The organism is Marinobacter sp. M5B (assembly GCF_042604615.1).
Lineage (GTDB): Bacteria > Pseudomonadota > Gammaproteobacteria > Pseudomonadales > Oleiphilaceae > Marinobacter > Marinobacter salarius.
Map to the genome: position 1 here is coordinate 2,748,132 of NZ_CP156894.1, position 23,232 is coordinate 2,771,363.

At 58.7% G+C, this 23,232-nt stretch carries 23 protein-coding genes; 4 read left to right on the forward strand and 19 right to left on the reverse strand.

Annotation, left to right across the window (positions count from 1 at the left end; genetic code table 11):
- Positions 1–2: 2 nt before the first annotated feature.
- Genes AAGD24_RS12485 through AAGD24_RS12500 form a run of 4 tightly spaced genes read right to left on the reverse strand, consistent with a single transcriptional unit; the run spans position 3 to position 4,624 of the window.
- Entirely contained in the window at positions 3–1,055 is a 1,053-nt protein-coding gene (locus AAGD24_RS12485; protein WP_075196245.1) for a MalM family protein, read from the reverse strand.
- Between the two features lie 35 nt (positions 1,056–1,090).
- Positions 1,091–2,716: an OmpP1/FadL family transporter gene (locus AAGD24_RS12490; protein WP_075196246.1), complete on the reverse strand. Its 1,626-nt coding sequence runs from the start codon at positions 2,714–2,716 to the stop codon at positions 1,091–1,093.
- A 37-nt stretch (positions 2,717–2,753) separates the two neighbouring features.
- On the reverse strand, positions 2,754–3,764 hold the full coding sequence (locus tag AAGD24_RS12495; RefSeq protein WP_041334221.1) for a hypothetical protein: 1,011 nt from the start codon (positions 3,762–3,764) through the stop codon (positions 2,754–2,756).
- Positions 3,765–3,823: 59 nt separating this feature from the next.
- Entirely contained in the window at positions 3,824–4,624 is an 801-nt protein-coding gene (locus tag AAGD24_RS12500) for a C39 family peptidase (protein WP_085680181.1), read from the reverse strand.
- Between the two features lie 252 nt (positions 4,625–4,876).
- On the opposite strand from AAGD24_RS12500, the gene malT reads away from it, so the two are divergent.
- Complete coding sequence (malT, locus tag AAGD24_RS12505) at positions 4,877–7,642, forward strand: HTH-type transcriptional regulator MalT (RefSeq protein ID WP_085680179.1); 2,766 nt, start codon at positions 4,877–4,879, stop codon at positions 7,640–7,642.
- A gap of 7 nt (positions 7,643–7,649) precedes the next feature.
- On the opposite strand, the gene AAGD24_RS12510 is transcribed toward malT, so the two are convergent.
- Entirely contained in the window at positions 7,650–7,970 is a 321-nt protein-coding gene (locus AAGD24_RS12510; RefSeq protein ID WP_041334219.1) for a TraR/DksA C4-type zinc finger protein, read from the reverse strand.
- 134 nt (positions 7,971–8,104) lie between these two features.
- On the opposite strand from AAGD24_RS12510, the gene AAGD24_RS12515 reads away from it, so the two are divergent.
- The 3 genes from AAGD24_RS12515 (at position 8,105) to AAGD24_RS12525 (ending at position 10,612) form a co-directional block, all read left to right on the forward strand.
- The gene (locus AAGD24_RS12515; protein WP_085680177.1) at positions 8,105–9,475 is read left to right on the forward strand and encodes a sodium:solute symporter; all 1,371 of its coding nucleotides are present in this window, start codon (positions 8,105–8,107) and stop codon (positions 9,473–9,475) included.
- 198 nt (positions 9,476–9,673) lie between these two features.
- Positions 9,674–10,171 carry an ATP-binding protein gene (locus tag AAGD24_RS12520; RefSeq protein ID WP_041334213.1) on the forward strand — a complete coding sequence of 166 codons (498 nt, stop codon included), beginning with the start codon at positions 9,674–9,676 and terminating at the stop codon, positions 10,169–10,171.
- Positions 10,172–10,234: 63 nt separating this feature from the next.
- On the forward strand, positions 10,235–10,612 hold the full coding sequence (locus AAGD24_RS12525) for a GFA family protein (protein WP_075196250.1): 378 nt from the start codon (positions 10,235–10,237) through the stop codon (positions 10,610–10,612).
- Positions 10,613–10,672: 60 nt separating this feature from the next.
- Here the strand turns inward: AAGD24_RS12525 and AAGD24_RS12530 are convergent, their stop codons facing one another.
- The 14 genes from AAGD24_RS12530 to AAGD24_RS12595 form a co-directional block, all read right to left on the reverse strand.
- Positions 10,673–11,668: an AgmX/PglI C-terminal domain-containing protein gene (locus AAGD24_RS12530; protein ID WP_085680173.1), complete on the reverse strand. Its 996-nt coding sequence runs from the start codon at positions 11,666–11,668 to the stop codon at positions 10,673–10,675.
- 2 nt (positions 11,669–11,670) lie between these two features.
- Positions 11,671–12,171 carry a biopolymer transporter ExbD gene (locus AAGD24_RS12535; protein WP_041334208.1) on the reverse strand — a complete coding sequence of 167 codons (501 nt, stop codon included), beginning with the start codon at positions 12,169–12,171 and terminating at the stop codon, positions 11,671–11,673.
- On the reverse strand, positions 12,168–12,665 hold the full coding sequence (locus AAGD24_RS12540) for a biopolymer transporter ExbD (RefSeq protein ID WP_085680171.1): 498 nt from the start codon (positions 12,663–12,665) through the stop codon (positions 12,168–12,170). The genes AAGD24_RS12535 and AAGD24_RS12540 overlap by 4 nt, the downstream gene beginning before the upstream one ends.
- Positions 12,666–12,689: 24 nt before the next feature.
- Positions 12,690–13,403 carry a MotA/TolQ/ExbB proton channel family protein gene (locus tag AAGD24_RS12545; RefSeq protein ID WP_041334205.1) on the reverse strand — a complete coding sequence of 238 codons (714 nt, stop codon included), beginning with the start codon at positions 13,401–13,403 and terminating at the stop codon, positions 12,690–12,692.
- Between the two features lie 135 nt (positions 13,404–13,538).
- Complete coding sequence (locus AAGD24_RS12550) at positions 13,539–13,856, reverse strand: hypothetical protein (RefSeq protein WP_041334203.1); 318 nt, start codon at positions 13,854–13,856, stop codon at positions 13,539–13,541.
- The gene (locus AAGD24_RS12555) at positions 13,853–14,452 is read right to left on the reverse strand and encodes a tetratricopeptide repeat protein (protein ID WP_227517900.1); all 600 of its coding nucleotides are present in this window, start codon (positions 14,450–14,452) and stop codon (positions 13,853–13,855) included. Before AAGD24_RS12555 ends, AAGD24_RS12550 begins: the two co-directional genes overlap by 4 nt.
- Entirely contained in the window at positions 14,439–17,318 is a 2,880-nt protein-coding gene (locus AAGD24_RS12560) for a tetratricopeptide repeat protein (RefSeq protein WP_087148975.1), read from the reverse strand. Before AAGD24_RS12560 ends, AAGD24_RS12555 begins: the two co-directional genes overlap by 14 nt.
- Positions 17,311–19,338 carry a hypothetical protein gene (locus AAGD24_RS12565; protein ID WP_085680167.1) on the reverse strand — a complete coding sequence of 676 codons (2,028 nt, stop codon included), beginning with the start codon at positions 19,336–19,338 and terminating at the stop codon, positions 17,311–17,313. Before AAGD24_RS12565 ends, AAGD24_RS12560 begins: the two co-directional genes overlap by 8 nt.
- An 8-nt stretch (positions 19,339–19,346) precedes the next feature.
- Positions 19,347–19,898, reverse strand: coding sequence for an AraC family transcriptional regulator (locus tag AAGD24_RS12570; protein WP_085680165.1), 552 nt, complete (start codon positions 19,896–19,898; stop codon positions 19,347–19,349).
- Between the two features lie 20 nt (positions 19,899–19,918).
- A complete protein-coding gene (locus AAGD24_RS12575; RefSeq protein WP_083637249.1) occupies positions 19,919–21,085 on the reverse strand; it encodes a DUF3570 domain-containing protein in 1,167 nt (388 codons plus the stop codon).
- Positions 21,072–21,311: a DUF4266 domain-containing protein gene (locus AAGD24_RS12580; RefSeq protein ID WP_041334194.1), complete on the reverse strand. Its 240-nt coding sequence runs from the start codon at positions 21,309–21,311 to the stop codon at positions 21,072–21,074. Before AAGD24_RS12580 ends, AAGD24_RS12575 begins: the two co-directional genes overlap by 14 nt.
- An 18-nt stretch (positions 21,312–21,329) precedes the next feature.
- Positions 21,330–21,827 (reverse strand): TlpA disulfide reductase family protein, encoded by a 498-nt coding sequence (locus AAGD24_RS12585; protein WP_007153661.1) that lies wholly within the window; start codon positions 21,825–21,827, stop codon positions 21,330–21,332.
- Between the two features lie 15 nt (positions 21,828–21,842).
- Positions 21,843–22,490: an outer membrane beta-barrel domain-containing protein gene (locus tag AAGD24_RS12590; protein WP_075196257.1), complete on the reverse strand. Its 648-nt coding sequence runs from the start codon at positions 22,488–22,490 to the stop codon at positions 21,843–21,845.
- On the reverse strand, positions 22,460–23,215 hold the full coding sequence (locus tag AAGD24_RS12595) for an SH3 domain-containing protein (protein ID WP_075196258.1): 756 nt from the start codon (positions 23,213–23,215) through the stop codon (positions 22,460–22,462). Before AAGD24_RS12595 ends, AAGD24_RS12590 begins: the two co-directional genes overlap by 31 nt.
- Between the last annotated feature and the right edge of the window lie 17 nt (positions 23,216–23,232).

Sequence of the window (23,232 nt, forward strand, 5' to 3'; positions counted from 1 at the left end):
CGTCACTCGCCAGCCCGGGAGAGACTGAGTTCACCGGTACGGGTGTGCGGGATGGCCTTGGGCCCGTACTTGTCCTCGATAACCGTCTGCCCCGCCAGATCCGCCTCGCGCGTGAAGATCACCATCCAACGCTCACCCCGGCTCGGGAACACCGGAATGTAAGCGTGAAGGTAGCCGTACTGGTACCAGGATTCAGGAACATAGCTGGCAACCAGGTCAGTCACGATTCGAACCGGGGCGAACGAGGCATCAAGAAACGCCACCGAGGCCACAAACATTCCTTCGTGGTTGAACGACCTGAGGTGGAGGATGAAATCGGTAATTTGCTCCGCCGGCGGCAGCCTGACCAGACGGTAATGGCTTTCACCCGTGCTGAATGAATGGCGGGGGGCCTCGTCACCCATGGACACCCCGAATTCACGACCTTCCTGCCATTGCTCAGGCTCCGACCGTTCCAGCGCCTGACAGCATTGCCCTGCCCACTGCTGGAAAAAACGTTCCTCTCCGGGATCGATTCCCAGGACAGCCATGGCCTCGGGGTCAGCATCTTCCGGCAGGCCCGGCAGCCCGACCGTTTCTCCCGGTTGATGGATACTGGCCTCCGTCAGTTGAATCGGCGGCTTGATGCGCCCCTTCTCGACAGCGGTCCGGGTATCCGGCTGGTAATAGCTGACACGAATATTGCCCTGGGCATCACGCCAGGTGAAATAAGGCTTGGGTTCGCCCGGACGAACATAGCCGTCTTTTTCGAGCTGATTGGCATCGGGATAATTTTCGAGATTGAATTCTTCGTGGTACCCGCTGGAAGAATCATCCCCGGAAGCCGACGAGTCCGCAGAGCCAGTTCGGGGAGCATCCTCAGCGTTTGCCTCCTTGCCCTCGCCCTTATCTCTCTCACCGGTGCTCTGCGGTATTGGCGACTGTCTTACCCGCCCCTGCTCGTCCACCCAGGTAAAATAACCCTCGCGGCTGCCAGAGGCGTCGGGGCCAGACAACTGGCAGCCACTTATAACGACAGCCAGACAAGCGATAACCATAAAATGGCATTTGGACATCGGGGCAAAACACCCTGTTCGTTAACGCGTTTGCGTCAGAATTTGGTACGGAAACTGAGACCTGCCGTGACAACCCGTAGCGAGGTTTTCACATCCAGCCCCGCATAGGGGTTGTAGATGATATTGGTAATATTGTCACAGTTTAGGTTACAACTGCCGTTGGCAGGAACCGTTTCTATGGATTGCAGATAGCTCAGGTTCATGTCGATCTCAGTATCCTTATCCCACCGATACCCCATACCAATACTGTAGAGGTTTGCACCGCCGAACGGCGCCATAATCTGGCGCTGGTCATCGGGAATTACCGAATCCCGGATTTCCATACCCGCGCGAAGGTCCAGACGGGACGACGCATGGAACTCCAGCCCAAAACCCCAGTTCCACTGATCGGTAAAACCGAGAGGCAACCTCAGTGTGTTGGGAGTGGCGTTCTGCGGTGACAGAATCCGCGCGGCGTTCAGGAACTCCAGGTTACGATCGAAGCGAAACACAAACGCGTCCCACTGCTTGTAGTCCGTCCAGCCAACGTCCACATTGACCGTCAGCTTGGGATGGACATCCAAGCTGATGCCGGTCTGGAAATGCTGGGGATAGGTCAGGTCCATGGAGACGTTGCCCGCTTCCCTTGGGGCACCGGACGGCAAGCTCAGGATAGCCGAGGTGATGGCACCCAGCACCGAGCCGTTGACGCTCTGCCAGAAGCCGGACCAGTCGTCGGTGTACTCTATCTCGAAAGTACCCTTCATATTCATGTCGGCTTCGGAGGTATAACTCGCCCCCCAGGCGAACCACTCATTGGGTTCCCACATCACACCCAGCGCGTAGGTGGGTGACAGGGTTTCCTGCACGTTGATACTCAAGGCACCAATGTCGTCCCAGGGCCCGACATTACCCCCGCAAAGGGCCAGCCATGGCTGCAGAGGCTCATCCCCACTTTCGCAGTTGAAGGCATCCTGAAGGACCTCCGCAACGCCCAATAGCATGTTGGGGGCGCGCATGTACTGATCTGCGGCAACCCCCATATGCGACAGATGGATCCCGGCACCCACGGACCACTCGTCGTTGATCTTGTAACCAACGGTTGGCGACAGATAAGTTGTCCGCTGCAAGGCCGTTGCCTGTGGCATATAGCGCCCCGGGTCGTCCTTGTCGCGATAGAAGCCGGCGGCCAGGGGCAGGTAGAAGGCGTTGCCAAAGGTCAGTTTCGACCCGGGCGGGTTGATGCTGATACCGGCAGACGGGGCGACGGCGGGGCCAGGCGGCGCCCGCAATATGCCAAACCCCGGGAGATACAGGGCAACATTGTTGGTATGGCTGTGTTTGTTTGCGACCGGGTCCCGCTGTTTGCCAGTGAGAGGGTCTGTTTCCAGGCCATCAATGCCGAAAATCTCGTAGCCATCCGGGGCGTGGAAATCGGCGTCAATGTCCAGGTAAACGCTCATCAGGTTAACTTCAAGCTGACGCCCATCCAGCTTGGTCAGCCCCGCCGGGTTGTAATGGATCGCCATAATACCGGGCGGATCGGCCGTCACGGCGTTACCCAGGGCCAATGCCTTGGGATGAATGGTCAGGTTCTGTGCCAGCTGCGCCTCGACACCACAGGTCACCGAGGCTGCCATAATGGCAGCGGCAATCTGTCTCTTGTGGCTGGTTATTCCCATGAAATCTTCCCTTCCCGTAAAACGTCAGAGGCTGAACTCACTCTTTGAGACCTGAAAATCTGATGGGCAGGGACACGCCCAGCGAGAAATCAGGTGCGTCTTCGGTAAGGCCAATACCAAGGCTGGTGTTCACGATGGTGGTATCACTCACGCGGGTACCCAGCGACATACTGAGGAAGCCACTCATCTGGTCCTGAGCCACGGCCTGAGTGCCATCACTGAAGGACAGGATGGTCTGGTCGCTGTAACTCAACTGGGCGGAGATGCTGAGGGAAATGTCGTAGGACAGCGAATAGGCGAAACCGGCGGAGCCGGAAAGCCCGAAGCCGGGTTCCAGTTCCTGTAACACCCTGGCGCCCCGGACTTGTTGGAGGTCCCTCTCAGGAAGGTTGTAGGTAGCGCTGGTAGACCCGAACACAACCACCGGGTCCAACACCTTTGAGAAACTTACGCCGCCGGCAACCGAATAGTAGCCGCTGCCGGTGGACAGTTGCTCGTCTATATCAATCTCGTAGGGACTGACACCCGTCTTGGTTGTGAAAGTGCCGAAGACCGTCGTGGACATCTTGCCCGGCACGTAGGCAAAGGGCTGCCAGCGAGCGGTCGCGGAGATATCGCCAAAATCGTAGATGTTCAGTTCATCCTGGGTATCGTACTTAACCACCAGGGGTATCCGCGCACCGACAGTCAGGTTATCCAGCAGGCCATAATCGTAGGAAAACGCATTGGTGAAGTTGTGGGTCGCGGACGGCACCACATCAAGGTTGCGAACTGAACCGTCGGTGATCGCCAGGTCGAGACGCTGGTCACCGGTGTAGGAGTAATCGAACGAGTAGTTCAGGGAATGGGTGCCCTTCTTCTGCAACGAATAGCTGGTCTCGGCTGCCTGGAACACCTCTTCCAACTGTTTGGATGAATCCTCGTCACCCTCCTGCCTGGCAAGTGCCTCCCTCGCCTCGTCTACGTTTCCTTCCTGCGACAATGCCATGGTTGGTAAAAGGCCAGTCACGGAAAAAAGGATAAAACCTCGCACTAACCAACGATTCATCCTGACTCCCTTATTTCTAATTGTATTGTTTCCTGTGTGCCGGCTTTGCGCCCGGCACGTTAATGGCGCCGGTAGAACAGCTGCTTCCGGGTATTCTCAACGCTGCCGTCCGGATTATTCTTCTGGCGTTCCAGCATGTTTCTGATCCGGCGTTCCGTGGATTCATGGAATTCGGGTAACTTCTGCAACGCCAGCAACGTCAATGTCTGGTCGTCCACAAACCGGAGGTCCTCCTCTTTCAACTCCAGGTAATCCAGCGGCTTGTCACTGCCGGGGAACACAATGAAGAGCACGTTGTCGTCCCAGCTCTCTTCAAACTGGGCGAGCGTGAAGGAGATATTGCCGACCGCCGGATCGGCCAGATACACCCGGCCGTCGCGGATGGTGCGCAGCACCACGAAGTGCTTGAAACCGGCGTGCTGGATGGGAACGATGGCCGGGTGATCGAGGTCAATCAGGTCATCAATCGTGGCGCGGAACCCGCCAGAGGGATAACCAAGGGCGGTAACGAGACGTTTCATGTCGAGCATGGAAAAGGCGCGGCGCTGCACAATCCGTTCACTCTCGCCGTAGTGAAGTAGCCCCTCCATGACTTGCCGCTCACCAAGGTTTCTACCGAGGTAGAAATTCAGAACCGTGGTCAAGGCGGCGCTACCGCAGCTGTAGTCGTAAGCCTGACGCACGATATTCCGGAACTTCTGCTCCACCAGAGGTTCCACCCGGGCGTCGGTTCTCAACTCAATGGGGCTGGTGTCGAAATCCTGCTCAATCACAATGGTGCCCTGTTCATAAGGCTCCACGACGACCGCCTCCTGGGCCATAGTGAAAGTGAGGATGGATCCGGCGAGTACCAGCAGCATGGTCAGACGAAGTCCCTGTTATTATTAGACATCACGTTTTCCGAGTTACATCTTGTTACGGTAAGATACCGAAATCGCTAACGCCTTAAAGATAACTGTGCCTCAAATCTGCCGCTGCAGAAGGGGCCCTCCCTGCCGGTTTTGAGAACTGGTTCATGCCCCTCAAATAGCGACAACGGGAAGTTGACGCAGAGGCACAAAGCCGGTATCACATTCTTTGCCACTGTCTGACACCAATTACTGAAGATCCTGATGACAACAACACTGAATCCGGGACAACTGACGTTCATCGCTGCCAAAAACCAGAGCCCACAACCACCACCCGCCCTTTTACACCGGGAAAAATTCAACGATCTTCTCCACGGCCTGGAACCGGTAAGCCTGCTGCTGGTGCATGCGCCCGCGGGCTATGGCAAAACCACCACGGTGGCGGACCGTCTTGAGGCACTGGAGGCCACCAGCGCCTGGTATCGCCTGGAGGTCGGCGACAACGACCCGGCCCGATTTGCAGGCTACCTGGCCAAGTCACTTGAGGTTGCAGCTCCCGGCAGCTGCAAGGCCACGCTGCGGAAATTGCAGGAGAAGGGGTACGACGATCTGGAGAGTTTTCTCACCGACCTCCTGGCCGAGCTTCCCTTGGACGGGCTGGACGGGGACCCGCTGTATCTGGTGCTGGACGACTATCACCTGATTGACAACGAGGTCATCCACAACGCGCTGCGCTTCCTGCTGCGGCATCAACCTGCCTGTCTGACGCTCGTCCTGATCACCCGGACGGTGCCCCCCATTGGCGTCGCGCAACTGAGGATGCAGGGACGGATGACCGAGATCACCTCACGGGATCTGGCCTTTGGTGCAGACGAAGCACAGAGCTACTTTGACAGCCGATTGCCGTTCGAGATTTCGCGGGAAAGCATCGAGCGGGCTGTCAGGCGGGTTGAAGGCTGGGTGTCGGCACTCCAGCTTCTGTCCGCATCGGCACTGACCAGCATCGAATTCAACGATTTTGTGGATCAGCTGGAGTACGGCAACCAGCACATCTTTGACTACTTTGACGAACTGGTTGGGCAGGGGCTGACGGAACAGCAGCGAACATTCCTGCTACGCACCAGCATACTGGACCGCTTCAACGCGCGGATGGTCATGCGGGTGATGGACGACAGCAATGGCCAGGCCCTGCTCAGCGGCCTTCTGTCCATGGGGCTGTTTATCACGCCCGTGGACAATTCCGCCCTGTGGTTCCGCTACCATCCGCTGTTTTCCGTCTATCTCCAGCACCTGTTGAGCTGCACCACCGAAGAAAACCGCCAACAGCTGCACCAACGGGCCAGTGACGCCTGGCTGGAACTGGACCACGCCGAAGAGGCCGCCCGCCACGCCATCGCCGCCGACGACGCGGACCGTATCACCCGCGTACTGACCATTCACGGCCGCAAGTTTTTCACCGAGGGCCAGTTTATCCTGCTGCAGCGTTGCCTCGACGCCCTGCCCCAGGATGTGATTGCCCAGGATCCGACGCTGACACTGCTCAGGGCCTGGGTGGCCCAGGGCCAGTACAAGTTTGACGAAGTTGAAAACTGGTTGTCGGCTGCGGAAACCCGTCTGGAAGCATCCATGACGGAAGACACCCAGCGCGCGGTGCATGGTGAATTCAGTGCCATTCGTGCCCAGGTCGCCATGAATTATGGGGATGGAGAACGTGCCCTGGCCCTCGCCCGCGAAGCCATCGACCAGGAAGCCCGCTACTTGCCCACCTCCCGGGTGGCGGCGGCCTCTGTCATTGGGGAAGCTCTGTTTGTCCAGGGCGAACTGGAAGAAGCCCTCGCCCGTATGCAGGAAACCGAACACCTCGCCCGGGCGCACCAGGCCCACCAGAACGTGCTCTGGGCACTGTGTCAGCAGTCTGAAATCAGCGTTGCGATGGGCTTGTTGCAGAAGGCCTACAACATCCAGGAACGGGGTTTCCAGTACGCCGAGGAAAACCACCTCAACCACCTGCCGATACTGGAATTCCTGTTCCGCATCCGCAGTCAGATCATGTGGGAATGGCACCATCTGGAAAATGCTGAGCGGTGTGCGCTCCAGGGCATCGAAATCCTGGAAGCCCAGGGCGAGCGCTGGTACGTGCAAAGCTATACATCGCTGGCCAAGGTGGCCCATGCCAGGGGCCGGCAAAGCCTGTGCGCGGACTACATCGCCAAGATGCAGAAAATGCTCGCCTCCGGTGACTATCATCTGGACTGGGTCGCCAACGCCCACGCCACCATGCTCGCCTACTGGGATGCGGTTCGGGACCGGGAAGCCATACAACGCTGGCTGACCATCGCACCGCCCGTCGACCCCACCACAGCGACCAACCACTTCAATCAATGCAACGGTCGCAACCGGGCTCGGGCGTACATGAGCCTGGGCCTGTACAGCAAAGCGCAGCCTCTGCTGACAGGACTGCAAGCCGTCGCGGAACAGGTGGGTCTTAAAACCGACCTCAACCGCAACCATATCGCGCTGGCGCTGCTTTACTGGGACACTGAAGACCGTGAGAACGCCCTGAAGCACATGGTCGCCGCGCTCCAACTGGCCAGCACCACCGGGGCCGTCGGCAGCTTCCTGCGTATGGGCAAGGTGCTGATCGTGATCCTGAAAGCGCTGATCAATGACGAAGCGATTGACGGAATGGAACTGCAGCGCGCCGAACGCCTGATCCAGCTGGCTCAGCAACAACGGGATTTCAGCCGCGCCATCCGGATTTCACTGGACGAAGCCATCATTCAGGATATTATCGACCGGCCTGATGTACCCGAACTGATCCGCACATCTCCCCTTACCCGCCGGGAATGGCAGATACTCAGTCTGATCCACGCCGGCCTGTCGAATGACCAGATCGCCGAACACCTGAAAGTCGCCTCCACCACGGTGAAGACGCACATTCGCAGCCTCTACCAGAAGCAGAACATCAGCCACCGGTCAGAGGCCATTGAACTGGCCAAAGACCTGCTCAGCAAGATTCAGGGGGAGTGATAGGGGTTCAGTCTTCGGCGCACTTCACGCAGACTGTGGTGTAGGGCAGAACCTGCAGGCGCCGTGGATCAATGTCTTCGCCGCAACCCTCACATTCGTCCCCGAGCCCTTCAGCAAGGCGTTCAAGGGCGTGTTCGATCTGGGCCAGCTCGTTGCGGGTTTCCGTCTCCAGTGAATCGACCACTTCGTCGTTCTGGGTCTGTACGGCCTGCTCTTCGAAGTCTTTCTCCAGCGCGCCACCCTGGCGATGCTGGTGGGCTTCATACTTTGACAGGCGTGCCTTAAGGTCGGCACGCAGGGTTTCCAGTTCCGATTTGCGATTACTCATTGGGTGGGGCCTCCCCCGTCGGTTCAATTCCGAATGGTGACTTAATACAGTAAAGCATAAGACAGACAGTCAATCGCAGCACCGCGTGGAATATGTCACTATTCCCGGCTTTATGATTAACGGAGAAACACACCATGCTCTACACCACGGTAGCTGCCCTGGCGGCTGCACTCGTTCTGTTCACCTGGCTCGGGCTGCGGGCTCGCCTGGCCGATGGCGGCCTGGATGATTTCGTGACGGCCCGCAACAGTCAGGGCGCCCGGGCACTCGGGCTATCCTTCCTGGCGTCGGGTATGGGAGGCTGGATACTCTTCGCGCCCCCGGAAGTTGGCGCCCTGGTGGGGCCGGTGGCATTGGCCGGTTACGCCCTTGGCGCCGCCCTGCCCTTTATCGTGTTTGCCTTCTGTGGCCCGGCCATCCGGCGCTACCTGCCACAGGGCCGCAGCATTGGTGAGTTTGCCCAAGCCTGTTATGGCTCATCGGTTCGCCGCTACGTGTCGCTGATCTCCGTGCTCTACATGCTGTGCTTCCTCACCGCCGAACTCACCGCCATCGGCGCCATCACCTCATTGCTGTCGGGCGTGAATGGGAACCTTGCGGTGCTTGGCGTGGCCGTTGCCACACTCATATACACCACCTGGGGTGGCCTGCGAGCCAGCATCGTCACGGACCAGTGGCAGGCGTTCCTGCTGATCGGGCTACTGGCCATTGTCGGATTCGTGGCAATGGACCGGCTACCGGAACTGCAAATGGCTGACGCCCCCTCCGCGCCAGTAGGCAGTGCCCTGGGCGTAGCCCTGACACTGGTGATCGCCGTAACCGCCGCTAATCTGTTTCACCAGGGCTACTGGCAGCGCCTGTGGTCCGCCCGCGATACTTCGGCGCTGCGCAGCGGCGCCCTGTTGGGCGGCCTGGTGACTATTATCGTGGTTGCCGTGGTCGGCGGCTTGGGCATTGCCGCCGCCATGAGCGGTGCAGATCTCGGATCTCCACCCATTCCTTTCTTTGCACTACTATCCGGCGCCCCCGCATGGCTGACCATTCCCGCCCTGGTACTGGCCCTCACATTAGTAGCCTCGTCCGTGGACACACTCCAGAACGCCCTGGCCTCCCTGGCAGTGACCGAAAAACGGGGGCTCTCCATCATATCGGCACGATGGGTAACCGTCCTCCTGATGATTCCCGTGGTAATAGTCGCACTCCAGGGCGTCTCGGTACTGAGATTGTTCCTGATCGCCGACCTGCTCTGCGCGACGGCGGTGATACCGGTATTGATGGGGCTGTGGAAGCGAATGACCACTACCGCAGCCGTATTTGGCGGCCTGGCCGGCCTGGCGGGGGCGATCATTCCTGGCTGGGTGACTGGTGGCAGTCTGACGGCGGGCCTCCTGGCCGCCAGCTTCCCCGGTGGCATCCCTACCTTGGCGCCCTTCCTTGGTGCCCTGGCCGCCTCCGCTGTGGTTAGCGTGGCGATAACGCTGGTTTGGGGGCGGAACAGGCACTGAGTACTCCGGTAGGAAATGTCTAACACACCAAGGCAATGGGGGCGTTATGCAGGGAGGGAAGGTGACATTCAAGGCGAGCCTGTGAAAGTAGTTTCAGTTTGTTCCGGCCCAGGCGTGCCTCCAACGGAGAGTCTTGTCGCCGCTTCGTTCTGACAAGACTGCCGCTGAAAATCAGCGTTATACAATACGAGGCAAGAAATGAACAAAGGAGTATTGACATTTTTCTGTGGAAAAATGGGGGCAGGTAAAACGACAAAGTCTCTTGAAGTTGCCCATGAGCGAAACGCCGTGCTGCTTTCTGAAGACGAGTGGCTTGCGTCAGTCTATCCGGATAGCATCAAGACACTGGAAGATTACGTAAAATATGCTGGTCGGCTCAAGCCTCAAATGAAGAAGCTGACTCAATCGATCTTGGCGGCGGGAACTAACGTAGTAATGGACTTTCCTGCAAATACAATTTCGCAACGAGAGTGGTTTAAAAGCATTTTCTCTGAGATCCAGGCCCCTCACGAGCTGATTTACATCGATCAGCCAAATGAGATTTGCTTGGGGCAAATCGCAAAAAGGCGAATAGAGCAGCCACAGAGAGCGGCAACTGATACGGAAGAGATGTTTGAGCTCGTTACAAAGTACTTTGTTGCCCCCACACCTGATGAAGGATTCAACACAATCATAATTACGGCACATGCACAATAATCGCAGGCACGGGGTGAGTCTATTCGTGAGGGGATGGATTCCCCCTAAAGGAGGTCTCCCGGCATGGATGTAAAAGGTTTAAATCGCGGCGCCTGCCATTGCGGCAGTGTCCAATTCGAAGTTGATCTTCCCGGTGGCTTTGAGGACTTGAGCCGTTGCAATTGCTCAATGTGCGCACGTCGTGGCGCTGTCGTGACCTCGGTTCCGTTAGATGCTTTCAGGATATTAAAGGGCGCGGAGAATTTGACGCTCTATCAGTTCAATACCAAAACCGCTGAACACTACTTCTGCGCTACCTGCGGGATTTATACACACCATAGACGGCGCTCAAACCCGAATCAGTTTGGGGTGAACGTGGCGTGTATAGAGGGGGTAAATCCCTTTGAGTTGGGCGACATTCCTACCACGGATGGCATCAACCACTCGTCCGATCGCCGCTAATCGCTGATTGCAGGTTAGTCCCGGCCTGGTGGCCGGGACTCGGTAGCCAATAACGTCCGTTCAACCAGACAGCAATTCGATCGGATAGCGGATAGTCGTCCTGTCGACACCCGGGCGGGCGCCGAAATCCACCAATCGCAGACGGTTGCAGATTTTCTTTTCAAGGGCTGGCTCGTTCAGGGTGGATTCCACCACCGAACAGCTTGAGACCGCCCCATTCTCTTCGATCACCAGTTCCGGCGTCACGCTGCCCTGCAGTGAGGGTTTGCGGCGCAGTTCGCGGTTGTAGATGCTGTAGATGGCCGATTTGTTGGCGTCCATGGTGCGACGGAGCTCTTCCCGGCTGCGCTTGCTGGCAGCGGCCTGCTGCTCACGCTCGGCGGCTTTCGCCTGGGCGACCACTTCTTCCGCTTCCTCTACCTGGGCTCGTTGCCGTTCCGCCAGCGCAACCTCGCGGGTTTCGCGGGTCAGGCCGGATTCATCCACGCCGGAGCTGCGACCGGTGTTGGCCCTCTGGGCCAGGGTATCGCCCGTCTTGCGGGCGATTGGTTCCGCTGTTGTCACCGTCGCCGGGGTATCCAGTTTGACGGATTTGCCCAGGGCACTCAGCTTGGAGAGCTCATCGCCCATGGCGAGGATACCGGTGTTTTTTGCCTTTTCCCGGGCTTTTTCGACATCCTGCTGTGTGGGCTCCGGCTTTTCAGCCACCTGGGGTTCCGGCTCAGGCTCGGGTTCAGGCTCTGGTGCCGGCGGCTGGGGCACTGGCTCGGGTTCCGCAACGGGTTGCTCTTCCGGTTCCGGCTTTTCGGGTTCAGGCTCTGGTTCTGGCGTTTTCAGTTCCGGGGGTGGTGGCGGTTCCTGTTTCTCAACAATCAGCTTCGCCAATTGCGGCGGCAGGGCTTCACGCTCTTTGCGATCCTGCTCCGGCAACTCAACCCAGGTGATGTACGCGGCTGCCACAAGGAACAACGGGACCACGAGGGTAGCAACCGCAAACAAGCGCTTGCGTTCTCCGACCTCCTGATTCCAGGGCAATCCCTGACGATACTCTGCCACAGCTAGGCTCCCTGCTCTGTTTTCTGGTTTACAGCCAGTGAAATACTGGCGTAGCCCGCGTCCACGCAGGTGGACATGATTTTCTTCAACAGTTCATAGGGCAGTTCGCGATCGGCAAGGATGGTGATGGGGCGCCCTGCATCCGGTGCCGGAGCACTGGAGCGGCTGGCCTGGTAGTCCAGCTCTTCCTTCAGGGCGGGCTCTACCTGACCACTAAAGGCCTGGAGCACGTCCCGCTTCATCACAACACGGCCGTTCACCAGGATATCGTTGTCCGTGACCGTCAGCGCGAGCACATCACCCGGGGGCTGCTGGGCACTGGAGTCCGGCAGCTTGATGGCGTTGTCCTGGTTCAGCACCTGCACATCGGAGGATGAATTCACCATCAGGAAGAACACCAGGATGGTAAAGATGTCCATCAACGACACCAGGTTCAGCTTGCTCTGTTGTTTGCCCCGCCGATGATGGCGCTTCAGGCGTTTGGCTTTCGCAGACTCTTTCATGACTGTTCAGCCCTCTTCGGTGCGTCGCCCAGTGAGATCTCGGGGAACAGCTCGGCCTCAACGACATCACCTGCGACAACCGCTTCGTAAGAGCGCACCTTGTCCATCACCGACACCAGCGTCTGATATGAGGTGTCGCTGGACGGCATAATGATGATGTTGCGTTTGTCCGGGAGCCTGCCCTTAAGCTCCTTCATGACCTTACCGAGCATCTCGAAGTCGTGGGCCGCTTCGCGGTTGGCAATGGTCTTGATCACGCCGCCCTGGTTGTCGGACACCACAAGCTGGTCTTCGAAAATGACGACCTGTAACTGGAGTTCTTTCTGTTCTTCAACGGAACTGCTATCCACATCTGGGAAGTTCAGCTCCAGCACGCTGGTGTGTGCAAACACCATATTCAGCAGCAGGACCGGAACCAGCACGATCATCAGGTTCATGAACGGTGTGATATCCAGGTCCGCTTCGCTGCGAAGCCGACGATGCTTACGCCTCATGGCTTTAGCTCCCTGATTGAACCGTTACGCCACTGACCCGGCGGGGTTGGCCGCACGGGAAGCAGGCTCTGCTGGGCGGGCAGCGGCGGCAGCCGGTGCCTGCGGCCTTGCGCCTGTTCCGTCGGTGATCAGGTTCAGCACCTTGATGCCGGCCATCTCGAAGCTGTCGATGATTTCGTTGGTCTTGGTCTGGAGCACTGAGTGGATCAACAGCAGCGGGATCGCAGACATCAGGCCGAAGGCTGTCGTGTTCATCGCTACGGAGATACTCTGGGACAGCAGGCTCGCCTTTTGAGACGGGTCCGCCGCGGCAACCGCGGTAAAGGCCGCGATCAGGCCGATGATGGTGCCGAGCAGGCCCATCAGCGTGGAAATGTTGGCCAGCGTGGACAGATACTGGGTACGCTTCTCGAGGCGGGGCATGACTTCCAGAAGCCCCTCTTCCATGGCGTACTCGATCTCTTCCCGGGACTGGCGACGGGCCAGGCGCTGGAGGCCGAAACCGATCATGGAGGCCATGGCACTGCCAGACTCAGTAGCGTAGTTCAGCGCGCCCTTAAGATCCTTACCACCAATCATGTGGTGCAACCGGTTGAAATCACGACGATTAGTGATCTTCTGGGCAGACAGGTATATGTAACGTTCAGCGGCAACGATGAGTCCGATAATCAGCACGATGGCGATCGGATACATGAAAAAGCCACCTTCCTGGAAGAAGCGAACGGCAGTTTCAATCATTTTCAGGGCACTCCATAGTCCGTATTTGCTGGCTAGTGTATGCGGCAACGGCCCCGGTGGGGGTAAGTTCACGCAAGTCTTTGTAGCGGTTTGTTTTTACATGCGTATGTGCACAGACAATGTGTGACACACGTCTCACTCTGACGTTGAGTCAGGACGTCCGGACACCGTCGAATCCTCCGCTGAGGTGCGGAAATACTGATGATAGGACACCAGGCGCTGAAATTCCTGGCGCTCCAGCGGCGCAATAGGGCGCTGGAGCATCAACTGCTCGTCCGGCCGGGCCAGCGACTGCACCGCCGGCGCCTGCCAGGGCACCAGGTAAAGCACCGTCGGCACTTCCTGGTCACCGCGAATTCGTGTGCCTTCGATCGTCACGACGCCGTCCTGGGCGACGCAGGGAAATGCGATGATCAACAGCAATAGACTGAGTAGGTGTTTTCTAGCGGTCATAAGCGGTTCCTGACATCGAATATCCAGTCCTTGAGGCGCGGATTCGGCTCTTCCGCCAGCGACTGATACTGCTCGTAGAGAGGCAAGGCCTCCTCGAGCCGGCCGAGGTAGATATCCAGCAGGATGGCCAGATTCAGCATGGCCGGCAGGTGATTCGGATCGGCTTCCAGGGCTTGCCGGTAAAGCGTTTCAGCGTGCTCGAACTCGCCCTGCTCCCGGGCCATCACTCCGAGGTGGGTCAACGCTGCGCTGTGTTGCGGGTCGCGCTCAAGCACCTGTTGGAAATACCCTTCGGCGGCGTCGGGGTTGCCCTCTTGCAGTGCAATAATGCCGAGATTGGCCAAGGGTCCGGTTCGCTCTGGGTCGGCCTGATGGATCTGTTCAAACAGGTTCCGCGCGTTATCGGTATCCCCTCCCCTGAGCAAGGCAACCGCCTCGCTGAAGTCCTGCGTTAACTCGGCCTCCCGGGCCTGGCGCTCTGCCTCCGCCACATCTGCCGGGTCGGTTTTGGGCGAGGACGCACAACCGGCCACCAGCACGACAGCCAGCAGCAGGCCCACTCGCGTCCACCCCTGGAATGACCTAGCCCAGCTCATCGACAACCTCTACGGTGATTTCAGGTTTGTTGTAACGGCCCGGAAGCAGGGTTTTCAGGGCTTCGTAACTGCGCTGAACCCATTCATCGAAAATGCCGTTGCGGGCGCGGCTGGCGTTCTGTTCATGAATGTCGATGGCGTTGTCCTCAAACGGGTAGGCCTGCTCTTCCAGCAAAAGCTCGTACTGGGATAACTCCAGCTCCGACAATCCTTCTGGTCGCTCCGACTCCATCAGGTCACGGCCGAGGCGCGCGTAGATGTGTGCAATCTGATAGCCGGCTTCGGTGGAGAAGGACGACACGCCGTAACTCGCGGTTTTCTGGTAGGCGGTAACGGCCTCTTCCAGCGCCTCGGTCTTGGCTGCCATGCTTTGATTCAGCGGCAAGGTCAGGCGAATGCTGTCGTAATAAGCCAGTGCTTCCCGTGCCAGAATCGCCGAAGCTTCGGCCGCCAGGTAACGCATGCGGTCGTCCGCCTCGTCGGGATTGTCGTCCACGGTCTCCATCTGCTTGCGCAGCCAGAAACGGCGGCTGTTGTCGTCGCCAATCCCGTCGTATAGGCCGGCCAGGCTGTTGGCGGCCTCCATGTAAACGTCCAGTGGTTCAGGATAGGTATTGGCATACCGCCGCCAGGTGTCGATGGCCTTGCCAGTATTTCCCGCACGTTCGTACAGATCCGCGGCGATCAGCAGGTTCTCGCGCTTCTCCTCGTCCGTGGTGGCCATCGCAATCAGGTTGTTCAGCTCATCCCCGGCTTTCTCCCACTGCTCTGTTTCGCGGTAGGCCAGTGCCAGGCGCGCTGGCAGGGTATCGATTTGTTCGTGTTCGGGGTAGCGGGTCCGGAACGCCACCATCACATCGATGGCATCCTGCCAGTGGCTAAGCTCAATCAGCAGGGTGGCAGCATCGTATTCAGCGTTGGCCCTCAGAGCCGAGGTGGGCGCAACCACGCCCACACGCAGGAATTCACTAACCGCTCCGGCGGTATCACCGGCATCCGCCAGCGCTTCCGCCTGACGGAAAACGGACGCGGCCAGGCTTTCAATGACATCCGGCCGCCTCTCGTCGGTCTCTGCCATGACGCCCAAGGCCTGTTGATAGGTGGTTTCCGCCTCGGCGTATCGGGCCAGCTCAAACAGGCTGTGGGCTTTCAGCAACCAGGTTTCCGTGAGGATATCCGCCCCGGGCGCGGGAACTCGGGCAATCATGCGATCCGCCATTTCAACCACCTGCCCATAGCGATAGCGCTCGAATTCGTGCTGCATGGCAATGTAGAGCACTTCTTCCGAGCGAGGGTCGTCGGGAAAGGCGTTCACGAATCGTTGACGATTCAGCTGCTGGAACTCGGTGTAATCATTGTAAGTTTCAGCGGGTTCACGGGGCCAGGTTTTGGCATATTCGCGGAAGGCCAGTACCGACGCATAGCCTGCCTCAGCGGCGCGTTCGGGTGGTTCTCCCTCCCATGGGAAGTCATAGGCCACACGTTCGAAGGCTTCGATGGCTTCCGGCCACTGAGCCAGTTCGACATGGGTTTCACCCAGCAGGAACAGCATCTCCGGTGTGCGGGGGTGGGCCGGGAAGGTATCCGCGAAGGCCTCGTAATACACCGCCGCCTGACGATAATGCTCATCCGATTCCAAACCTTCTGTCTCGCCCGCCAGTACATAGTGGCGATTGGCAAGCTCCGGGATCAGCTCTTCCAGCTGCTGCCCGATATAAAACGCTGTCTCGTCATCCGCCTGTTGCAGGTAGGCACTGTGAATGCCGTAGTCCCGAACAAACGCCGCCTTGCGATCCGGTATGTCAGCGGTAAAGCCGGCCTGTGCCAGGGTGTCGATGATACGCATGTGGTACCGGGGCGCCCATGGGCTCAGTGACCGCGCATCGATGTAGCGCTCGAATACATCAATGGCGTCTGTGTACTGTTCCCGCTCCAGCAAAAGGTCGCTGTAGCGGTCATACACGAGGATTTCGTAGGGTTTCTCGCCGGTCTCACGGAAGATGGCCTGCAGGGTGTCCGCACCGTCCAGGTAAGACAGTGACAGGCCAAATACGCGGAACAGGTCTTCCATCATGGTGCGGTATTCCTGCCCGACGGATTCCACGTCCTGCTCTTCCGGCATGACCAGGTCCAGCACATTGATGTAGCTGAACAGGGCTTCCCGATAACTCCCCTGCTTGAACTGGCTCCAGCCCAGCATGTAGTGGGCGTTGACCAGGAACGAGGCGTCGTCCCTTCTGGCCGGGTCGGCGTCGATCACCGTGCGGAACGCCTGTTCAGCCTCGGTGTACCGGCGATTACTGAACAGCAAGTCACCGCGCCGGAACTGCGCCTCGACCCAGAATGGCGAATCCGGATGCTCATTCACCAGCGTTGTCAGTGTGGCAAGGTGTTCTTCGCTCATGCCGCGCAGATCGTAGGCGCGGGCCAACTGGTAAAGAACCTGATCATTACCGGGCCGCTCCGGATACCCAGCCAGCAGTTGTTCATAGGCTTCAATAGCCCCGGCCATCTCATCCTCTGCGGTTTCAACCATCTTGTTTTCCGCACGCTGGAATTCCAGGTCCGCCAGCCGGTGACGTACGGCAACCTGTTTGGCGGGGTCTTCCAACAGAGGCAACAAGGCGCGGTAACTGTCCATCACCTCCCCCAGAGATACTTCACTGGTGCCGCCCCGGGTATCCGGCGCAGGCTCGATGGTTTCCTCGATGGATTGAAGAGTGGCCAGAGTCCCCGGCTGGGGCTGTCTGTCATCCCCTCCGCCGAATACATCCGGCATTGAAAGCGACTGGCAGCCCCCGAGGAGGCCTGCGACAAGCACTGGCAGAAGGGTATCCAGGCGCCTGCGGATTACCGGCTTAGTCACGGTCACCTCCCGCTTCGGTGGCCGGATTCGCCGCCGCACCATTGCGACCAAGGAAAAGCGTGTCCGCCAATCTTGCCGCTGCATGACGGGTTGCCCTGAGGTACCCCTGCACCTCCTGGCTCTGTTGCTGCAGTTCAGTATCCACCAGGGTAAGCAGTTCCGTTCGTGCTGCCGAGAGTGCCTTGTCCAACTCGCCCTGCAAACGTTGCAGCGCGGCCTGGCGGGCCTCTACCCGGGCTGCCAGGGCCTGATTTTCTCCACCCGATGCCATCTCCTGTTCAATCAACGCGCGCTGATCGACGAACACCTCCATGGCCCGGTCCAGTTCCCGCAGCTGCTTTTCGGCAGCCCAACGATTGACCGCGTAATCATCGGCAATGCGCCAGTTGAAATAGGCGTTCATCCGCTGGAAGGTTTCACGCTGTTTGCGGGTGGATTCGTCCTCCGGCAGCTGCGACAGGGTCTTTTCCACCTGCGCCAGTCGGTCCGCCAGTTCGTGCTGTTCCTGCGTCATGAAGAAGCGCAGATCCTCTCTGGCCAACGCGTCTTCAATAGCGCTGCGGTACTCAGCCTGTCGCGCCAGCCATTGATCCGCGTTGAGCGCATCAAGTGCGTCGCGGGTCTCGCGGATACGTTGCTCCCGCTGTTGGGCACGGGTTTCCAGCATGATATCGAAGGATTCCAACTGCGTTTGCCATTGGCCAAGGGAATCGCGCAACCGATAGAGTTCATGCAGATCACGCAGGGACAGCTGAAAGGACTCCGTCGCCAACAATCCAGCCAGGCTGTAATCCCCGGGCCGGACCTTTACACGCCCATAGGCATCGGTCAGTACGGTTGTTTCTCCCGGTTCGGGACGAACCATCTCCGCGTCCATCGATCCGGGCTGCCCGGGACTATCGCCCTCACGCACGAAGCGAAGCGCCTCGATCAATCGCGCTTCGGTTAGCTGCTCCCGCTCATCCGACAGGCGAGTACTCAGTGACTGGTAATGACTGGCAGCCTCACGGTACGCCTGCAGCGCCTGCTGTTGACGATCCATCTGCTCGAACAGGAAGCCGCGGGCATAAGGCACCTGCTGTAGCCAGGGTGTGAACAGAGGGCGTTGTTGAAGGGTATTCAACGCTTGCAACGCCAGGCCCGCCCTACCTTCGCGAGAGGCTGCAACTGCATAATCGAACAGGGCCTGGTCGGAAAACACGCCGTCGAGGGCGATCTGCTCAAGGCTGGCCATGGCGCCGGCAAAATCACCTCTGCTGAGATGAAGACGACCAATGGAGAGCTTTACCCGCTCCCGAAGTGCCGACATTTCGTTGGCTAACGGCGGCTCGAATTCGGGCAGCTCGCCAAGCAAGCTATCGAGGCTGGCCAAAGCGTCCATCGCCTCTTCCGTCTGGCCTTCAGACAGCATGCCAACAGCCTGGTTGTAATGCAGGTAAGCACGCCAGGGTGAGCTCTCTGGCAGCGAGTCGATCAGTTCGTCAACGGTTTCGCCACTGGTCCCGGCCGTTCCGGACAGGGCCAACTGGCCCCGAAGGTACAGCCACTCGTGGTAAAGCTCGTCGCTTTCGTCCTGCAACAGCTCGTCATCCACCCGCTCAAGGGCATCTCGCGCCGCGGTCGAATCCTGCTCAAGGTAGAACACTTTGCCCAGATAGAACCAGGCCTGGTTGCGGGTACCCGGCGCCACCGCTGCGTTCTCGTCCAGTAACTCCCGGAACAGCGCGCCGGCTTCGTGGGTCATACCGTAGGACAGCATCAGGCCGCCCTCTACGAGCGCCGGATGGTCACCATGACCATCGATGCCGCCTTCGGCGGAGGCCACGTTTAGGCGGGTCAGCGCCTCAAACGCATTGCCCTGATAATACTCATACAGAGCCACACCATAGGCAGGATCACTTGCGCGCTGCGGCAGTTCATCACCCACAGCCACCGGACCATGAAGCAACGCCGCAAGCGTACCGGCAAGAATCAGTCCCGCCGGGGCGCCCGTCGTCATTCGGTTCAGCCACTCAATCACGGACCGCGTTACTCCCACTCAACAATCGCCACTTCGGGCTGGTAATCAGATGAGCGGTCGCGGATGCGGACCTCCAGGGCAGCGGTATCCGTATCCTTCTGCAATTGATAGGTCGCGGCCTGCTTATAGGCGCGGTTATCCGGGCCAATACCCTCAACAAACACCGTCACCTCGTGTTCGCCCGTCTTGAGGTTACCGATGTGCAGGCGCTGCATACCGCCACGCTGCAATGCTTTGGCCTGACGCTCGGTATACAGGTGCGCGGCAACGGTTTCGTCATTGACCTTGAGTTTCACCGAATCCAGCTTGAGGAATTCGCCGGTGTCGAGGCTGAGAAACACCGCAAACTGGGTACTCGCGGGATACAGCAGGTCCTCTTCCAGAATGAACAGGTCCCGGTTCAGGCGGATCACCTGCTTTTTCAGCTCTTCAACGCTCAACGAGACCGCACCGTCGCCGGTTTTGGCTTCGCTATTGTCCTGGGCCATGGCTGCCGGCTGCCAGAACGCCAGTGCCAGGCTGACAATGTGCAGTGCGAATGTGTTCTTCAAGGTCATCATGTTGAATCGTCCCGACCTGGTCAGTATTCAAGAATCAGCGATGCCCGGGTTACGAAGGCATCGAACGAATAAAGGGGCTCCTGCCCCGGCAGGAAATCGCCGGACACAGTGACATCCCGGAAGTTGTCATAGCTGAAATCGAGCCAGTCCACCAAGAGGCTCGCCTGTAGGCGCTGGATGCCCGGCAACGAAGTCTGTTTCCACTCGTACACCACGCCGCCACCAAGGGTAGTGCCGGAAAACGCACTCATTTCCTTGTCGCGCGCCAGGTGGGTCTGGGAGTTTTCGAAGGCGTAGAGGTCGCTGTAGAAATCCGCCTCATCCTGGACGTAGTATCGGGCACGTCCCTCCAGCGTCCAGCGCGGATTCAGGGCATGAACGTAAGCGAGCTCAAAGGTCTGGGCGTCAATGCCCCAGCTGTCACTGAAATAGCGAAACTCACCGCGAATCGATGCCCGGTAAGGCAGGTAATACAGGGCCCTGGTGGCCACGGAGAAACTGGTGCGGGTTTCCGGGTAACGCTCAGGCTGGTCAAGAATAAATTTGGTGGGGTCGTTCGGGTCGATATAGCGATTTCGGCGGTAGGGGTTCTCCAGGAAGCCTTCGTCCGTCACCACTTCCAGGTCAACGCCCAGCAGGCTGTTGCGGGTCATGACCTGACTCAGACCGAGTTGGTAATTCTGGCGATCAGCGTCTTCGCTGAACGATTCGTCCCCCCTGACACCCACCTCGTCCTGTCCCCGCGCATAACCCAGGGTGACCGTGGACATGCCGCCGAAGAATTCCTGGCTGACGGAAAAGTAGACGGTGTTGGCTTCGTAATCGTTCTCTGAGCTGTTGGTGTAACCCAGGCTCAGGATGGAGTCCTCATGGAGGTAATCCACCCCGAGGGTGTATTCCGTGCGCTCTTCGGTGTATTCACTGGCCAGCGCCACCACATCCACGGACGCGGCGGATACCATGTCCACGTAATACTGGCCGGACACCGACACCTGGGGGCCCACGCTCTTGCGCACCAGCACGGAGGGGCCATCAATGACCATGCCACCGCCATCATAGCGATGATAAAGGACATCCACGTTGTCTTGCGGCAGCGTTGCTGCGGTGGCGATCTGTACAAACGCCATCGCACACGCCAGCCCCTTTACCAGCACAGGGAACAGCCGGGAGCAATCAGTTACAGCCACAACCACCTCCGGAGCCGCCTTCCGCCCCCCTTGCGGATTCACGGGCCTGGTACACGTGATGCATATAGGCGTCCGCTTTTCCATGCCGGCTCAGGCTCATGACCGGGTCCGCGAGCTTGTCCCGCTCATAGGGCTTCACCCAGGGCTTGATGTCACTGCAACCGGCCGCCCCCGCCGTCATTAGGATCACGATTGCCGATGCCATCACTGCTTTGAAAGGGTTCATACACTCACCTGCCTCAAGCTATTCCCGCACCAGTTGCCGGATCTGCGTTTCGTATTCGTCTTCATAGCCGGGCTGGTAGCCATGATGGAGAAAACGTGCGTTGCCATCGCGGTCAATCATGACCGTGGTCGGCATAGCCTGCACTTCGTACTGTTCGCTGACATCGCTCTGCGGGTCATAAAGGATCGGATAGCTGACTGGCACCTTGTCCAGGAAACGGTGTGCCTCGTCTCGGTTCTCATCCACGTTGACCGCCAGGATGGTGAATCCGAGATCCTTGTACTGAGCGTACAGGTCATCCATCAATGGCATTTCCTGACGACAGGGCCCGCACCAGGACGCCCAGAAGTTGAGCATTACCACTTCGCCACGGAAATCCTGTAGCCGCAGGTTCTCGCCCTGACGGCTTTCAAGAGTGAAGTCCGGCGCCGGAATGTTCATTTCCTCGGCCTGAACGGATGAAACGCCAACCAGCGTCGCCAGGGTCAGGGCCAATCCCAAAAACCGTGTTGTCATCATTGACTCCTGTTATCAGAAAAAGACAGAGAGGCCACCACTGACCTCAGTATTCATGGACGTTTTTTCCTCGCCCAGCACATCAATCCGGTAGAAGTGTTCACGCACCCCCAGATGGATCGATACGCTGTCGGTCAGCAAGACTTGGTAACCAGCGCCCACGTTGAAGGTAAACCGGGTGTCACCGGCAAAGTCCGTGGCACCGGCCCCGCCGATCAGGTAGAAGTTGGTATTGAAGGCATAGTTCTCGGTCAGGAAGGCCTCACCGGGCAGCACATTCATGCCAATATTGATGTTGTAGTAGCGGTAGTCCCGGTCTTCGTCCGACAACACCTGAACGTCCCCGGCGAGCTTTTCAAAGCTGGTTTCTCCGCCTTCGGCAAAGCCCACATTGGCTTCAAAAAAGAAGGTTTCGCTGAGGTGGTAGGTCAGCTTGCCGCCCCACAGGAATGATGACTCAAAATCCTCGATATTGATGATGCCGGCAAACGCACCGATCTCGAAGTTCTCGGTGTCGATCAACGCCTCGTCGACCTTCTGGGGCCGCACATCCGGCTCAATCAATGGCCGGTCGTCCTCCTGGGCGCTGACAGCAGTTGGCACCAGCAGCAGGCCCGCAAACGGCAGGACGGTCAGAAGAATATGCTTAATCCGATTTTCCATTCTGTTGCTTCTTCGTTGGTTGCCCGATTGGTAAAAATCTTATAGTCCTTGACCTCGGCACGGATAAAATAGTTGTCCGTGACATAGGCGCGCAGGCCCAGGCCGGCGTGCCCAATGCTGTTATCCCGGTCTCCGGGGTCCGCCAGGGTGGCCTTGGGCTCGATGAAAATATGCCCCACGCCCAGCGTGAAGAACGGCGAAATACGCCAGTGCGGAAACGGCTGGTGAACGATGTTGGCGTTCACCATGCGAATTTCAGAGGCGCTTCCCAGTACCTGCGAACCCCAGAGCTCTGCCGACAGGTTGCGGGTCAGGAGATATCCGCCGTAAACCGCAGTTACCGCCGCGCCCTCGAACTCGCCCATCATCAACCCCGCCTCCCAACGGCGGCTGCTGAAATCATCAAAACGTGGATTACTGAGTGAGACCTGCTCGCCTTCGCCATCCAGTGTCAGTTGCACATCGTCCACATGCACCCAACCTTCACGGCCCTTACGGTCGGTGACTTTCAGCCAGGACGTCTTGCGCATGCGCAGCGTCAGCCACTCGCCCTTTTCGCTGGTATGGAACACCGGATAACCCACAGCCGGGCCGGTGCGCCACTCCACAAACGGTTCCGCCACCTGAACCTGGGGCATTGGCTCGTCGGCACCGCCCCACAGCCAGTCGGCGGCAGCGGAAAGGGGCGCAGTTAACATCAACAGCAGTATCAGGGCCAGTCTCATGGTTAACAGTTCGGGTC

Excerpts from the sequence above, each read along its gene's own strand:
- AAGD24_RS12485 (WP_075196245.1), bottom strand. The coding sequence starts at position 1,055 with ATGTCCAAATGCCATTTTATGGTTATCGCTTGTCTGGCTGTCGTTATA.
- AAGD24_RS12490 (WP_075196246.1), bottom strand. The coding sequence starts at position 2,716 with ATGGGAATAACCAGCCACAAGAGACAGATTGCCGCTGCCATTATGGCA.
- AAGD24_RS12495 (WP_041334221.1), bottom strand. The coding sequence starts at position 3,764 with ATGAATCGTTGGTTAGTGCGAGGTTTTATCCTTTTTTCCGTGACTGGC.
- AAGD24_RS12500 (WP_085680181.1), bottom strand. The coding sequence starts at position 4,624 with ATGCTGCTGGTACTCGCCGGATCCATCCTCACTTTCACTATGGCCCAG.
- malT (WP_085680179.1), top strand. The coding sequence starts at position 4,877 with ATGACAACAACACTGAATCCGGGACAACTGACGTTCATCGCTGCCAAA.
- AAGD24_RS12510 (WP_041334219.1), bottom strand. The coding sequence starts at position 7,970 with ATGAGTAATCGCAAATCGGAACTGGAAACCCTGCGTGCCGACCTTAAG.
- AAGD24_RS12515 (WP_085680177.1), top strand. The coding sequence starts at position 8,105 with ATGCTCTACACCACGGTAGCTGCCCTGGCGGCTGCACTCGTTCTGTTC.
- AAGD24_RS12520 (WP_041334213.1), top strand. The coding sequence starts at position 9,674 with ATGAACAAAGGAGTATTGACATTTTTCTGTGGAAAAATGGGGGCAGGT.
- AAGD24_RS12525 (WP_075196250.1), top strand. The coding sequence starts at position 10,235 with ATGGATGTAAAAGGTTTAAATCGCGGCGCCTGCCATTGCGGCAGTGTC.
- AAGD24_RS12535 (WP_041334208.1), bottom strand. The coding sequence starts at position 12,171 with ATGAAAGAGTCTGCGAAAGCCAAACGCCTGAAGCGCCATCATCGGCGG.
- AAGD24_RS12540 (WP_085680171.1), bottom strand. The coding sequence starts at position 12,665 with ATGAGGCGTAAGCATCGTCGGCTTCGCAGCGAAGCGGACCTGGATATC.
- AAGD24_RS12545 (WP_041334205.1), bottom strand. The coding sequence starts at position 13,403 with ATGATTGAAACTGCCGTTCGCTTCTTCCAGGAAGGTGGCTTTTTCATG.
- AAGD24_RS12550 (WP_041334203.1), bottom strand. The coding sequence starts at position 13,856 with ATGACCGCTAGAAAACACCTACTCAGTCTATTGCTGTTGATCATCGCA.
- AAGD24_RS12555 (WP_227517900.1), bottom strand. The coding sequence starts at position 14,452 with ATGAGCTGGGCTAGGTCATTCCAGGGGTGGACGCGAGTGGGCCTGCTG.
- AAGD24_RS12570 (WP_085680165.1), bottom strand. The coding sequence starts at position 19,898 with ATGATGACCTTGAAGAACACATTCGCACTGCACATTGTCAGCCTGGCA.
- AAGD24_RS12580 (WP_041334194.1), bottom strand. The coding sequence starts at position 21,311 with ATGAACCCTTTCAAAGCAGTGATGGCATCGGCAATCGTGATCCTAATG.
- AAGD24_RS12585 (WP_007153661.1), bottom strand. The coding sequence starts at position 21,827 with ATGACAACACGGTTTTTGGGATTGGCCCTGACCCTGGCGACGCTGGTT.
- AAGD24_RS12590 (WP_075196257.1), bottom strand. The coding sequence starts at position 22,490 with ATGGAAAATCGGATTAAGCATATTCTTCTGACCGTCCTGCCGTTTGCG.
- AAGD24_RS12595 (WP_075196258.1), bottom strand. The coding sequence starts at position 23,215 with ATGAGACTGGCCCTGATACTGCTGTTGATGTTAACTGCGCCCCTTTCC.